Source organism: Vibrio sp. Scap24, assembly GCF_013394185.1.
Taxonomy (GTDB): domain Bacteria; phylum Pseudomonadota; class Gammaproteobacteria; order Enterobacterales; family Vibrionaceae; genus Vibrio; species Vibrio pomeroyi.
This window is the reverse complement of record NZ_CP041333.1, coordinates 1694234-1708912: the sequence shown is the minus strand read 5'-3', so window position 1 is coordinate 1708912 and position 14679 is coordinate 1694234. Positions and strand designations below refer to the sequence as shown.

The window sequence follows — 14679 nt, the reverse complement described above, 5'->3', positions numbered from 1 at the left end:
AAATACGCAAATTTACGGTTAATCAAACAACAAAAAAGCCAGAGCGGGTCTGGCTTTTTCATTCATATTAACAATGTGTTAGTTCCATTAAAGAGCTAGGTATCGTTAATTTTTTTGGTCTCAATGACAGTGACTTAGTGATCTAGGTATAGATAGTTCTGCCAGCTCTTCATACGAATAAGTACTTTGCGCATGATAGACACATGGGTGAAGCTGTCTGAATAAACGGAAACCTCAACCGCAGTACCCATAGGTAGATGGTATTCAGATAGGTCATCTGTGATGGTTAACTTAACAAACACGCGACCACTGGTACGTAGCGCATCAGTACCTAATAAAGCACCTCGAGCTTGGAATTGGCTCTCACCAATAGCAGGTAATACTTCATCAATACGGCCTTTAAACACCTTGCCTGGTAGGGCTCTGAATAAGAACTCAGCTTCAAACCCTGGTTGCAGACGCTGCAATGAGTTCTGTCTAAAGGCAGCTGTGTAGAACTGAGCTTCGGTGTGAACAAACGTCATCACTGGAGCCAGTGGAAGTGGCACTGCCATGACTCCCGGACGAAGGGCCAGTTGTGTCACATAACCATCTGTTGGCGCACGAACGATAGTTTGGTCCAAGTCAAATTGAGCTTTACGCAGATCGGCAAGTAAACCTGCAACGGCTGTGTTCTCGCCACCAATTTCTGAGTTGAGTGCGATTTGGGCTTGTTGCTGATTGGCTTCAGCTACTTTCACTGCAGCTTCTGCACCTTTGTACGCTTGTCGACGAGTATCGAGTTGTTGCTCGGTGAAGGCGCCACTTTCAAAGCCACGTTTGTATCGAGAGAATTCACGCTGTGCTTTGTCTCTTTCTGCAATCGCTTTTATTTTGGCGGCTTCCGCTTCTCCAACTTGAGACTCTAATCCTAGAGCGCCTTGGCTCGCTTCTTTGACTTGCGCTTCCAGTTTTGCAACGGCCGCTTCAAAAGGGATAGGGTCGATTTTGAAAAGGATATCGCCTTTCTGAAGAGGCTTATTCGCTTCAACCGGTACTTCAATTACTTTACCGCGCACACCAGAAACAATAGGTGTCGTAGAGTAGACTTGGTTACCGATCTGTGTGAAAGGGTGGTTATAGTTCATCAAAAGGATCAATGTACCTATGATGATGACGCCGCCAAGAACCGCAGTTGGAACCGTCCATTTATTTAGCGGGATATTGAACACCTTGAAAATGGTGATACAAAGTGCCGCATAGGTCATTATCAGCAGTAAATCCATTACTTAACCTCCTGATCTTGAGCGTTATTCTGATCTTTATTTTGCTCCGCTTTAACGGAATCGGCTTGTTTAAGTTGTGCGATTTCTTGCTGAAGGGTGCTAACTTGGTCGATTAAGGTGTCAACACGGTGGTGAATATCGTGCTGCTCTTCTTCGAGTTTAGCGAAGCCCCAGCCGCGATCTTTGCGCCATAGCGTTGCCCAAATCCAAAGGAATGGCCAGATAGTGTGTAAGGTGAAGAGGCTAACCCAGCCTGAGACATGAATAGCATCTTGATGAGGGTGATTGCGTTCTTTCGCAATTTCATAGGGAATATCGTGAATAACGATGATGCCGTAAAAGATTACTAATGCTACGAAAATAAGTAGACCGAGCGCAAAGTAGTCTAAAAACATAACAGATCCTTGTAATGTTAGATATTAGTTATAAATATACTACGCTATCATCCAAGTAATTGTTATCGAAATGATTTACCGAGTTACAAATAATGTGTTTTCGCTTCTAATGTGAACGATATTATTGCTGCATCTTATAAAATTGTCATCTTGTTTGGAGAGGTTTCTTCTGTGCTCTTGTTTGGCATTCTAATAAAGCGATGACTGGAGTAATGTTAGTGGATGCACATAACCCCAAGGATGTAGACAAATGTATATAGGTGAAATAGCGGCGATTGGAGCGGCTATCGTGTGGGCGTGTGCAACTTGGATTTATGGCCAGTTTGGCCACCGTTTCTCTGCAATGCAGCTCAATATTATTAAGGGCGTAGTGGCTTCAGGCATGATGTTGCTAGTGATGCCTGTTATCCCAATGCCTGAGTTTAAACTCAGCGTCAGTCACTTTTGGATATTGGCCATTTCAGGGGTTATTGGCATTGCCATTGGAGACAGCGCTTATTTTGCAGCCTTGAAAAGAATTGGTGCGAACAAAACCTTGTTGCTTGAGTCTTTGGCTCCTCCACTCTCTGGTGTGCTCGCCTTGATGTTCCTTGGCGCAGCCTTGACCCTGCAAAGCTGGTTAGGTGTTGTCATCACGACGCTCGCCGTCACTTTTGTTGTGTTTCAACCCTCTAAACCGACCAATGGCGAATCGAGTGACAAGGCGCAGTGGGGAGGTATTGGTTATGGGCTTGTGGCGAGTGTATGTCAGGCTTCGGGCGTGGTGATTTCCCACTATGCGTTAGTCGCGGGTGATATCCCGCCATTGTTAGGCGCCTTGATTCGTCTGACGATTGGTGTTTTTGCCGTGATGCTGATTATTCCATTTATTGAGAAGAAGCCATATTCGTCAATAAAAAGAGATTTATGGGCGATGACCAAGCTCGACAAGCTCTGGCTTTTAGGGGCAATTTTCGTAGGAACGTTTCTCGCGTTATGGTTGCAGCAAGTAGCGTTGAAAAACGCCAATCCTGCGATAGCTCAAACATTGATAGCAACCAGTCCGGTGTTTATTTTGGTGATTTACGCGCTGAAAGGGGAGAAGGTGTCTAAGCAAAGTATTATCGGCACACTTGCTGCGTTAGGTGGAATATCTCTGTTTTTCTATCAATAGCTATGCCTGTTATCGATAGTTCAGGTTGGATCTGCGACTTTTAATGGTGAGTAAGTACAGAGCATGCGCTGCACTTACTCTAATCTTACTTACCTACTCAGTACACACCTGGTTACGGCCGTTGGCTTTGGCTCGATATAGTGCTTTATCTGCTCGGTAGAAAGTACGCTGAGTATTCTCTCCCTCACGATGCAGAGTGATACCAATACTGACGGTTAGACCACGTTCTCCTAATATCTCATGCCAGCCAAATTGGAAGATGCGCTCTCGATAGTTTTCTGAGTGCATCTCTGCCTTAGCAAGATTGGTGTTTTCTAAGATGACCAAGAACTCTTCGCCACCAAATCGGACACACGAAGCACCTCTGAACTTAAAGTAAGAACGCAGCTCTTGAGACACGCTGACAATCGCTTTATCGCCGACTAAATGGCTCAGTTCATCGTTAATCGATTTAAAGTGGTCAATGTCGACAACCATTAATGCAAACGAGGTCTCGTGTAATAGCATGTCTTTTAGTTTCACATCTAACCAGCGACGGTTATGTAAACCAGTCAGCGGGTCGGTGAACACATCTTGTTGTAGCTGAGCCACGGCATTTTTGTGTTGCTCTGTGGTCTCTTTCAGCTCTCGGTTCTCTTGTTCAGAGAGAATGAGCTTGAGTTGCAGTTCGAATCGAGACAGGCGGCGAAGCTGACTTGCACCAAGTTCACTGATAGGGATCTGTTTCATCAGGTCCGTTTCAATTCGGTAGCCTCTCTTCTCATAGCTCAGTGCTTCTTGAAAGCGTCCTTGATTCATACACACGTCGCTTAACGAGTCATAGAAACGCTTAGCAAGTACGGGAGATGAATAAGCTTTTACACGTTTGTCAGTACTCGACAAGATCATGCTTGCGTACTCTTGCTTGCCAGTTGCGCTCAGGCAGTGGGCTAATTCGAGTCGAGTCATGGTTGCTAACCAACTTGCTTGTGTATTGTTGGCTGAATACTGAACCTTAGATAGGCAACGTAGCGCTTCGTTGTATTTCTTCTTAGCACGCAGCACCTTTGCTTGATAAAGCAAGATTTGAGCGGTAAGCAACTTGTCACTGACCAAAATACTCAGTTCTTCGCACTCATTCAGTAAATCACTGGCTGCGGTAATTCGGTTGAGCAATAACAGACTTGCCACCATATACAGCTTGAACTTGAGGCGAAGTGAGCGACTACTTATCGCATGGTCGATGCTGTTGATTTTCTGATAATAACGTAGAGCTCTACCGTGATCACCGTAGGCATCACATAGGTTGCCCATACCCAAAATCGCCATCACGTATTCATCGATGTAGCCGTGCTCTACAGCGATTGATGAAGAACTGACGAACTCATTGAGCGCTGAGGTGTAATCACCAATTTCGACTAAGCGATCACTTAGGCTGGTTTTGACTGTCAGAATGTCTTCTATATCAGCAGGTAAGTGGAGTAGGTCGAGTGCCAACCTTAGCTCTTCGATGCTGGTTTGATTCTGTTGTAACTCAGTGCGGTATTCCGAGCTGATGATGTAGCAGTGCGCTTGCTCTGTTTTGGTCGTCGATACGTGCTGACGAATGTGATCCCAGAATATGATCGCCTCTTCACCCGATACTGATGAAGGGTCCAAACCAGCGTCTGTGATCTTACTTAATAGCGTTTCCATTAATCAGTTACCTCGGCATCGTCTTCTTCTAGTTGTTCAAGAGTGAAAGGGAAGGTCAAAATGTCATTGAGGCTGACAGTCGGTTTGGAACCTTTTAATCCCTTTCTATGCCATGGATAGATATCAAGCATGGTGCTCAGCGTTTGGAAGGTTTGCTCCGCGGCTTCTCCTTTTTCGGATAGCATAAGCGCGACACGTTCTGAACTTAATCTGGAGATGAAATCGTTCTGGTTACACAAGGCATGAGCAATCTCAGTACAGACATCTAAGTAATCAGTATCGACATGTTGGAACATGATGATGCTGTGGTTTGAACGTTTAAGTTCAGTTTTGAAGAGCACCAGTTGTTCCCACCAAAAAGTTTCGGAAACCACATAAGATAGGTGCTTCTCTGGGTCGTATTCGTGTTGGCCACGAATGCGATTGATGAGTTTTCTGGCTCTCTGTTCAAGTTGGCGTTTTGAACTGCGCGCTTTATCTAAACCGACACGAGTGGTTTGCTCGCGAAGCATACCGATAGAATATTGACGGTATTTTTTAAAAGCGATTAATGCTGCTTTGAAGTCTTGGTTTTCTTCTGCGACTAAAGATTGTTGGTAACAAATCTGACTGAGCAGTTCACCATTGTCGAATTCGTTTGCCGACTCTTCCGCGAGCCTAAGCAGTTCGGCTGCTTGTTCTGGTCTTTTTCTTAGCAGTTCTAAACGAGCTCGGCTGATGTAAGAGTGGGCTTTCATCCATATAAGGTTGTGCTCGACAGCCAACTTGTGTGCCTTGGCAGTGGCACGCTCTGCATCATCTAAACGTTCAAGGCCAAGTAGGGCTAAGCCTCTGAAATCCCAGACTTCTGCGTGCCAGGTATTATCTTTATGTTCTTTTAATGCTTCTTCTGCGCCGTCGAGTACTGACAGCATTTCAACATAGTTGTTGAGCAGGTAGTAATCCCACGCCAGCAGTATTCTTGCTTTGCCTTCTAACCAACCGATGCGACTGTTGTTCGCGACTTTTACGGCAAGTTGGTGGGTCGAGCGGGCTAGCTTATATTCATGGGTCATTCGCCAAATGTTGCCGAGGCCAATCAGGCATTCGATCTGTATTTCAACTTCATCAACCAGTGCTGACTGCTCTAAAGCATTGATCCAGAACTGTTGTGCAGAGTAATACTTGGCTTGTCCCCAGAATTGGAGCGCGTGTAAGTGGAGGATTTCAGGGAGAAAAAGATCGGTGTCTAATCGGCTTTGTCGCTTATAGGCTTCTTTGATGTATTTTAAACCTTTCTGGTAATCCATCAGGTTCCAACAACATCTTGCCATTAACATCAGCGACTGGATCGCACCCTCTTCAAACAGAACTTGCTCAGATCTGACGAGGCATTGTTGCGCGATCTCAAGGATCACCAATGGTTCAGAGTCGACGCGAGTTTTGAGTTGTTCTAGTTCTGTTTCAAGAAGGTACTGATTTTTGTCCAAGGCTTAGATCCATAATTATCGAACATATTGATAACACAATCATTATAAGAGTGTGATTTAGGATAAGCACCAATTATCTTTCGTAGAGCGTCAAAGGAACATCTATCTTTTCCATTTATGGGTGTTACCTCATGTTGTTACTTTAAAATCAATGAGTTCCCAAATAATAAACTAGATGCTCTGTTTCTATGAAAGCAGTTGCTTTAGGGTCAATGGCTGTTCTGCTACACCTAAGCGTTGCGCTGCCGTGAGCCCTTGCTTATCTTGGTAGCACAGATTGTGCCAAGCTCTAAATATGTCGAGTAATGGAAGAATGCCCCCAGGACGAAGCTTACGTCTAGGTTCATTGATAAAGCTATCAAATAACAACTGAAAGCGCTGTTGATAGAACTTAGTTTGTTGAATTGAGGCGGTATTAAACCACTGTTTTGGTTCTGGATTGTTACCTGTTAGATAGCAAATACCTTTCTGGTTATCACCTTGGTTAGCAATAGCCCAACGATCGCGCCACCAACTCATGTGAACGATGTCGATCTTTTCAAAACTTTGTTCATCTTGCCAGCCTGGATCTTCTTCCACATACATAAGGTCAATATTTTGACTCTGTATACGCGGCAAACATACGCTCAGGGCGGCAGATCTTAGTAATGGATCTTGTGGCATATAGATCGCAACGTGCTTGTTCTCATCACACATATCAAGCACATGCAGGAAGTGAGCATAAGACGTATAAGGCGGTCGAATGAGCGCCCCTTTTGAAGGGTAGCTAAACGTTGTGAGGTTACCCATAGGGTCTTCAACATTGCCTCTTGCCAGAATCACTTGGTATTGCTGTTCAATACGCTCTTTGAGTTTGTCTGACGGTTGAGGAAGCTCAAGGTTCGCCTCTGAAGAGTGCTCTTTGGATACAAAGCGCGCCACATCATCATAAGGGTTGTGATCAACATTCCCTGATGGCTCTTCATTTTGTGAGTAATTCACATGTTGGCAAAGGATATAGCCAGAATGCGCCTCACCCGTCGCTATCCAAACCACACCGTTGTTACTTTGTGGTTGTAAGCGCTGATAATGGGAAGCGAACTGGTAGTCTTTGGCATGATTAACCCATCGTGCATCGATCATCGCTAATTTGCGACGACATCGGCTGGCGATATGGTCAACATGGTCATAGAAAGTCTTTGGGTTGATCTCTAATTTTCTGCAGATTTCACGTACGGAATAGCCCATGAACAATAAGCCCATGAGGTTCTCTTGAAACTGGAGTTTTTTATTGGATCCTGACCACTTATCAACGAAGGTTGATTGGCAGTCTTTGCATCGATAACGCTGCCTGTCGCCACTGTAGCCGAAGGCATGATAAAGATGTTTATGGGTATGAACCGATAAGCCGAAGTTACTGCAATCATCATTACGACAAGCAGGGAGCCCATCGCTGTGAAGTTGTCTTAGGCGATGAAGTTCGCTTAACACTTCACGGTTGTTAAGTAAGGGGGGGAAAGCTCCACATTCACGACAAACCATCGCTGGACGCTTAGGGTTAGCGTGTTGCAAAACATACCGTTTTGCATCGCTCAAGCCAAAGTTGTCACACGCCAATGTTTTACAAAAGTTGAGTTGCAAACCATCCGCATCTTTTGGCAGCTTGTCGTTAGACACGATCTCCCCCTCGGGATTATTTGAGCAGCCAAGTGAGCTTGGCTGCGGGGTAACGCTTTTCAATGTATCTTTTATCAAATCGTTAGATGTTGATTGCTGTCTCTAGAGCAACTTTCATCATGTCGTTGAAAGACTTTTGACGCTCTTCAGAGCTTAGTTTCTCGCCACGGATGATGTGGTCAGATACTGTTAGGATAGTCAGTGCTTTAGCACCAAGGTCTGCAGCAACACCGTAGATACCAGCAGCTTCCATATCAACACCTAGGATGCCTAGTTTTTCCATTTTTTCGAAAAGGTCAGCTTCTGGAGTGTAGAAAAGGTCTGCAGAGAATACGTTACCAACTTTAACTGGAACTTCTTGTGCACGAGCTTGGTTTACTGCTTCTTCTAGAAGACCGAAATCAGCGATAGCAGCGAAGTCGTGATTGTTGAAACGAATGCGGTTTACTTTTGAGTCAGTAGAAGCACCCATACCAATAACCACGTCCATTAGTTTAACGTCGTCACGTACTGCGCCACAGCTACCTACACGAATAACGTTTTTCACACCGTACTCAGCGATTAGCTCGTGTACGTAGATGCAGCATGATGGGATACCCATACCGTGGCCCATTACAGAAACTTTCTTACCTTTGTAAGTGCCTGTGTAGCCAAACATGTTGCGAACGTCACAAACTTGCTTCACGTCATCAAGGAATGTTTCAGCAATGTATTTTGCGCGAAGCGGGTCGCCTGGCATAAGTACTGTTTCTGCGAAATCACCAGCTTGAGCATTAATATGAGGTGTAGCCATGGTCGTTCTCCAAAGTTTAAACGGTAATTATAGGAACAGGATTTAATCAATTACCGATTCTGTTGAATTGAATTCGTTTTGTTGAGGCAATATTAGCGAGTTAAAACGTGGCTCCATGAGATGCTTGTCACAAAATGGGTCTACCCGTAGTGTTTTATTATTATTGATAACCAAATATGTTGAAACCTTAAAGGCAATCGATTTTGTGTGGGTAAATCGCTTTGTATCTGTAGAAGGGCAGGTCTATTGAGAGAGAAAAGGATATGAATTTAGCGGTAACTAACCGTTGTCGCGACGTTTAATCAGCGATAATCTAAACTTTGATAAAAGACAAACCAAGGAATTGTATGTCGTATTGCGCTAGCTCGACGCCTTTACATGCTATGAAAACTCGATTACGTAAGATCGCTTCGCGTGCTGTGCGAACCGCTTTAATTGCTGGAGGGATGGCTTCATCGTGGGTGTATGCCGCGACATTTGAGTTACCACCAGCCGAGAGTCGCATTGTAGGCAGAATACAGCAACATGAAGTGGCAGCGGGTGAAACGTTAGCGATTATTGCAAAGCAGTACGATATTGGTTTCCTCTCTTTAATGGCGGCAAATAAGGGCGTTGATCCTTTTCTTCCTGCTGAAGGCTATGTGTTAAGTATTCCTAGCCGCTTAATTCTGCCGGATACTCCAAGAAAAGGCATTGTCATTAACCTTGCTGAATTAAGGCTGTATTACTTTGAGCCTGAGAAGAATCAGGTGCATGTGTTCCCGGTAGGGATTGGTCGAGTTGGGCGTGATACGCCAGAGATGATCACTAAGATAAGTCAAAAGAGACCTAACCCAACTTGGACGCCACCTAAGTCGATCCGTGATGAGTATTTAGAGAAAGGCATCGAATTACCAAGAGTGGTGCCAGCCGGGCCTGAAAACCCACTGGGCGAATACGCAATGCGACTTGCTTATGGCGCAGGGGATTACTTGATCCACGGTACCAATAAAGATTTCGGAATCGGACTGCGAGTGAGCTCTGGTTGTATCCGAATGGAGCCTAAAGATATTGAATGGTTGTTTGAACAAGTGAATCGTGGTGAGCAAGTCACGATCATTAATGAGCCGATTAAAGTGTCGCTAGAACCGGATAGAAGTGTGTTTGTTGAAGCGCACGAACCATTGACGAGAAGCGACGGTTCTAAGAAGTCGCTAAAAATTCCGGTTGAATTGAAATGGTGGCTTGAAGACGCAGATCTACCTAATTCAAAAGCGAAAGCGGTTATTTTTGCACAAAATGGTGTGCCTGTTGAGATAGCCCCACCTGTTATTGAGTTCTAATTCGATGGTTCTTGGGAAAGCGTTATCGCTTTCCTTTCTCCTTTATCTTCATTTTCTTTGTTCCAAATAAAAGCACCACTTCCGTGAAGAGGTGGTGCCTATCTAATTACTGCTTTTTACTTTTACGACTTATTTGATCTAAAGCTAGTAGCGCTTATATCTCAACTACTTCGTGTAAGACTCTGCAATGTTGTCGATACGGTCGTTAGCACGGTCCGCTTCTTCTTTCGCTGCCATTGCGGCTGCTTCTGCTTCTTGAGCCTTCATTTCAGCGGCTGCTTTATCACTCTTAAGTGCTTCAACTTCGCTTGTTAGTTGAGCGACTTGGTTAGTTAGTTGATCCATTTCTGACACTGCAGCTTCTTCTGGCTCTGAAGAACAACCTGCTAAAATGAAAACTGAGGCTGCAGCTGCGATTAACGTCTTATTCATAAGAACTCCTTGCTTATTTATCATCAAAAGATGCGCTATACATTCTTTATCATATAGTCGCTTCATTAATGATTGTAGCGACTAATTTTTTAACTGCAAAAACAATAACTAAAGAAATTGCTAAATTTTTGAGGTAATTAGCTCAGTATCACGATCTGTCTCATTTATGAGATGAGAGATTTGGCATTCGATTTTAAGAGATTTATCGCAGCCATCCCTTTGTTAGCAATGCATACAATGTTCTAGCTAACGACAGATAAAGAGATAAATTTAATGTGATCTCTATCCTTATAAAGTACTTTCGCGGTATCATGTCACGTTAAATTAATTTTATTCAATACCATCATGACTGGAGAGTCCTTTGCACTTTAAAGATTTAGGCTTAGATAATCGCTTACTGAAGAACTTAAAACATTACGACTTTAAGAAAGCGACAGAGATCCAATCGAAAGCGATCCCTGTTGCTATTGCCGGTAAGGATCTATTGGCTTCATCAAAAACGGGTTCAGGTAAAACATTGGCGTTTGTGTTGCCAATGATTCACAAAGCATTAAAAACCAAAGCGTTTTCTGCTCGTGATCCTCGTGGTGTAATTTTGGCTCCTACTCGTGAGCTGGCTAAGCAAGTTTACGGTGAATTACGTAGCATGCTAGGTGGTTTGTCTTACGAAGCGGCGCTTATCTTAGGTGGCGAGAACTTTAACGATCAAGTTAAATCACTGCGTAAGTACCCTCGTTTTATCGTTGCGACTCCAGGCCGTCTTGCTGACCACCTAGAACATCGTTCATTGTTCCTAGATGGTGTTGAAACGCTAATCCTTGATGAAGCGGACCGTATGCTTGATCTGGGATTCGCTCCAGAACTTCGTCGTATTGCCAATGCTGCTAAACACCGTCGTCGTCAGACTCTAATGTTCTCTGCAACGTTAGATCACGCTGAAGTAAATGGCATTGCCAATGAAATGCTAGACGCACCTAAGCGTATCTCTGTGGGTGTTTCTAACGAGCAACACTTAGATATCACACAGAAATTCTATTTATGTGATCACCTAGATCACAAAGAAGCGATTTTAGACCGTGTACTGGAAGAAGCTGAATACCGTCAGGTAATGATCTTCACAGCAACACGCGCTGATACTGACCGTTTAACAGATAAGTTGAACGAGAAGAAACTTAAAGCGGTAGCACTGAGTGGTAACCTAAACCAAACGCAACGTAATGCTATTATGAGCCAGTTCGAGCGTGCGGTTTACAAGATCTTGGTAACTACCGATGTTGCTTCACGTGGTATTGATATTCCAAACGTGAGCCACGTTATCAACTTTGATATGCCTAAACATACGGAAGAGTACGTGCACCGTGTTGGTCGTACTGGCCGTGCGGGTAATAAAGGTGATGCGATTTCTTTGGTGGGTCCGAAAGACTGGGACAGCTTCAAGCGTGTTGAACTTTACCTTCAACAAGATCTCAACTTCTCTGTACTTGAAGGCCTTAAAGGTAAATTCAAAGGCATTAAGCCACGTAAACCTGCGTTTGCTAAAGGCGGCCCTGCTAAGAAGAAGACCAACACTCAAGCGAAGAAAACGCCGAAGAAACCGGTTAAGCGCGATAAGAGCTTCCACCAAAATGTGGCAGTGGGTGACACAGTGTTTATCCCTAAGAAGAAAGTCGTACCAAAAGTGGATGACGAGTAATCACCAGCCAGTTTAGAAGCGTTTGTTTGTAAAACTGACATAAATAAAAACCGCCAATATTAGGCGGTTTTTTTGTATCTCAATTTTGTCTAAGCCATTAGCTTTCGATATTTAGCTAGAAATTGAACGTCGAGAACGAATACGCCAGGATGTGGTCAGCAACGTATTTGTGAGTAGCTGTAGTTGGGTGTGTCACGCCCCAAAATACATAGCTGTCTGAACCATAGGTGGCACAGTCATTGGTTAAGCTGTGGCTTCGCAAATAGTCAGCGGCTGAGCTTCTGTTGAGATCAAGGCAAGCGTCACTCGCATTTCTAAAGCCATGCTGTTCAGGATTCTCGGTAATGCTGGCGAACAACGCACTCGCATCGAACAACACCACGTTTTTCCCCATGCTTTGGTAATATTCAGCCTGCGCTTTAATGAACTGGTTGAACTCTAAGATCTTTCCTCGGACTTTGATGATCTCTTGCTCAGTTGAATATTTGAATTGTGGTGCTTTGGTCGCATCGGGCAATGTGAACAGTAAGATATTGTTCGCACCAGACTCGGTTAATCGGATAAGAGCGCTGCTGAAATCGGCTTTAACGTCTGCAACTTCTCGATCGTAATTCATAAAGTCATTGAGCCCAAACTCGAGCGTAAATAGGGAGTTTTCAGGGTGATAGTTTTTAGCGACTTTCATGTAGGTTAAGTAGGAAGTCACTTGATCATAGACACCAGTCAGCGCGACATATTGGTTAGTGCCTGCTGCACCGCCGACGGCCCAGTTATAAAGAGGTACATCTTTGGCTTTGGCTAAATATTCCGTCCAAACCAAACCGTTAGAGAAGTGCCCCAGAAACCATGAATTCGCATTGGGGAAAACCCATTGAGATCCGTTAAATAGATTCCCAGTATCAGAAAGGCTATCACCAAAAGTAACAATGCGATTAATGGTATTGGTTTGAACTACGTTATCGTTAGTCCAGATTGAATGGTTGTAAGAGAAGCGATTGTTTGCGGCAAAATAGGTGATGTCTGTGGCGTCATGCTGGATGTCGAGAGTCTCTTCACAGCGTTGTTTAATTTCCGATTGCGGGGCATCGCTGTAGAACATGTTTTTGAATGAAACGGAAGACCACCAATATCCCCTGATCGTGTAATAGTCCCCGTTTTCTTTTTTCGCCCATTTCCAATCGGTAACTGCGGAGTCATGCGACGCATCGGTTCGATACCAACATCGAACATAAGAGTAAGTTTCTGAGCCTTGCGTGCTTAGTACTTGAGCAGATGTTATAGATTCAGGTGTTGGTATTAGATCTTCAGCGGCATAAGCACCAAAAGGCATGGTTAACGCGAGTATTAAAGCCGTATTTTTCATCATTGTGTTCTCTTTTTTATTTTGAGGTGAGCCAATGGAAACGTTGTTGCTTGTTGCTTGTTGATAAGTGAATAACTAAATGACTGGTACGACCTATACACAAAATCAATAATTCACGTCAATATATTCAAACTATTGGAGTGTCATTACTGGCATAAATATCAAACTTCCAACGGGTTTATGGTTGATAAATAACAATTTAAACGCTTGAACGTTTGTCATTGAGCTTTTGAAGTTTGCGAATGTTAGGTTGATATTTTAGTTAGTTCATTGAAAGTGCGAGTTCATTTTATTGCTTTAAATGTTAATTTAATCAATTAGTTAACATCTTGTCTTTAGGTCTTGATCTGTTTGTGTTGATGTTAATCACTACTGTTTAATTTAAGTTCAATCTCACAAATATCGAGTAGTTACTTTCTGTTTTATAAAATCATCAACTACGGTTCTTTTACTCATCAGAGGTCTAATCTGCTTAAGGAAAGAGCATTGAAAAAGATATTAATTTGGACGATAGCTTGTCTATCCAGTTTTGGTGCCTATGCAGGAACGAGCGCCTCGGCACTAGAAGTCAGCGGATACACGGAAACGAAATATCCTATTGTGTTGGTACATGGCTTGTTTGGTTTCGATACATTGGCAGGCGTCGACTATTTCTATGGTGTACCTGAATCGCTGACAAAAGATGGCGCGAGCGTATACGTCGCTCAGGTTTCTGCGACCAACAGCTCTGAAGTGCGTGGCGAGCAGTTACTGGCTCAAGTTGAAACACTTTTGGCGGCAACCGGAGCAAGCAAGGTGAACCTGGTTGGACACAGCCATGGCGGACCGACTGCACGCTATGTGGCATCAGTTCGTCCAGACCTGGTTGCATCAGTGACAAGTATTGGTGGCGTTCATAAAGGCTCTAAGGTGGCCGATTTAGTTCGTGGCACCGTACCTGAAGGCTCAGCCACAGAAGGTATTGCGGTTAAACTTGCTAGTGGATTAACTACGCTCATCAACCTGTTATCTGGTGGAACGGATCTTGACCAAGACGGTCTCGCATCTCTTGAAGCTCTTACGACAGAAGGTTCGCTTGCGTTCAATCAGTTTTACCCTGAAGGCGTTCCAACATCTGAGTGCGGTGATGGTGAATGGCAAGCCAATAACGGTGTTTATTACTATTCATGGACAGGGTCATCCACTTTTACCAACCTTCTTGATCCTACCGACGGAGCGATGACAATCCTTGGTTTAGCCTTCAATGAACCGAATGACGGACTAGTAGGGGCATGCAGCGCACACTTGGGCAAAGTGATTGGTGACGACTATAAAATGAATCACCTAGACGAAATTAATGGGTTGCTAGGGATTCATCATCTCTTTGAGACCGATCCTGTGACGCTCTATCGTCAACACGCTAATCGATTGAAACTGGCTGGCCTTTAGGTTGCCTACCCATTTATTAAGACCTTAAGGAACACA

12 protein-coding genes are annotated in these 14679 nt (G+C 44.0%); 4 read left to right on the top strand and 8 right to left on the bottom strand.

What is annotated here, in order from left to right; all coding sequences use genetic code 11:
* Window positions 1-134: 134 nt before the first annotated feature.
* Window positions 135-1265 carry an HlyD family secretion protein gene (locus tag FLM53_RS22925; protein ID WP_176679263.1) on the bottom strand — a complete coding sequence of 377 codons (1131 nt, stop codon included), beginning with the start codon at window positions 1263-1265 and terminating at the stop codon, window positions 135-137.
* A complete protein-coding gene (locus tag FLM53_RS22920; RefSeq protein WP_055319660.1) occupies window positions 1265-1660 on the bottom strand; it encodes a DUF3302 domain-containing protein in 396 nt (131 codons plus the stop codon). Before FLM53_RS22920 ends, FLM53_RS22925 begins: the two co-directional genes overlap by 1 nt.
* Before the next feature lie 250 nt (window positions 1661-1910).
* Between FLM53_RS22920 and FLM53_RS22915 the strand changes: the two genes are divergently transcribed.
* A complete protein-coding gene (locus FLM53_RS22915; RefSeq protein WP_176679264.1) occupies window positions 1911-2813 on the top strand; it encodes a DMT family transporter in 903 nt (300 codons plus the stop codon).
* Between the two features lie 93 nt (window positions 2814-2906).
* On the opposite strand, the gene FLM53_RS22910 is transcribed toward FLM53_RS22915, so the two are convergent.
* The 4 genes from FLM53_RS22910 to deoD form a co-directional block, all read right to left on the bottom strand.
* Window positions 2907-4487 (bottom strand): GGDEF domain-containing protein, encoded by a 1581-nt coding sequence (locus FLM53_RS22910; RefSeq protein WP_176679265.1) that lies wholly within the window; start codon window positions 4485-4487, stop codon window positions 2907-2909.
* Complete coding sequence (locus tag FLM53_RS22905; RefSeq protein WP_176679266.1) at window positions 4487-5956, bottom strand: hypothetical protein; 1470 nt, start codon at window positions 5954-5956, stop codon at window positions 4487-4489. Before FLM53_RS22905 ends, FLM53_RS22910 begins: the two co-directional genes overlap by 1 nt.
* 186 nt (window positions 5957-6142) lie before the next feature.
* Window positions 6143-7612 (bottom strand): IS1 family transposase, encoded by a 1470-nt coding sequence (locus tag FLM53_RS22900; RefSeq protein WP_176679267.1) that lies wholly within the window; start codon window positions 7610-7612, stop codon window positions 6143-6145.
* Between the two features lie 82 nt (window positions 7613-7694).
* Complete coding sequence (deoD, locus tag FLM53_RS22895) at window positions 7695-8405, bottom strand: purine-nucleoside phosphorylase (protein ID WP_048661021.1); 711 nt, start codon at window positions 8403-8405, stop codon at window positions 7695-7697.
* 347 nt (window positions 8406-8752) lie between these two features.
* Between deoD and FLM53_RS22890 the strand changes: the two genes are divergently transcribed.
* Window positions 8753-9727 carry a L,D-transpeptidase family protein gene (locus FLM53_RS22890; protein ID WP_176679268.1) on the top strand — a complete coding sequence of 325 codons (975 nt, stop codon included), beginning with the start codon at window positions 8753-8755 and terminating at the stop codon, window positions 9725-9727.
* A 165-nt stretch (window positions 9728-9892) separates the two neighbouring features.
* Here FLM53_RS22890 and FLM53_RS22885 read toward each other — a convergent pair whose 3' ends face one another.
* A complete protein-coding gene (locus FLM53_RS22885; RefSeq protein WP_017064250.1) occupies window positions 9893-10159 on the bottom strand; it encodes an Lpp/OprI family alanine-zipper lipoprotein in 267 nt (88 codons plus the stop codon).
* 361 nt (window positions 10160-10520) lie between these two features.
* On the opposite strand from FLM53_RS22885, the gene FLM53_RS22880 reads away from it, so the two are divergent.
* Window positions 10521-11852, top strand: a complete 1332-nt coding sequence (locus tag FLM53_RS22880; protein ID WP_176679269.1) for a DEAD/DEAH box helicase — start codon at window positions 10521-10523, stop codon at window positions 11850-11852.
* Window positions 11853-11967: 115 nt separating this feature from the next.
* Here the strand turns inward: FLM53_RS22880 and FLM53_RS22875 are convergent, their stop codons facing one another.
* Window positions 11968-13215 carry an SGNH/GDSL hydrolase family protein gene (locus FLM53_RS22875; RefSeq protein ID WP_176680057.1) on the bottom strand — a complete coding sequence of 416 codons (1248 nt, stop codon included), beginning with the start codon at window positions 13213-13215 and terminating at the stop codon, window positions 11968-11970.
* 486 nt (window positions 13216-13701) lie between these two features.
* Here FLM53_RS22875 and FLM53_RS22870 point away from each other — a divergent pair, with 486 nt between their 5' ends.
* Window positions 13702-14643, top strand: coding sequence for a triacylglycerol lipase (locus FLM53_RS22870; protein ID WP_176679270.1), 942 nt, complete (start codon window positions 13702-13704; stop codon window positions 14641-14643).
* Window positions 14644-14679 lie beyond the last annotated feature (36 nt).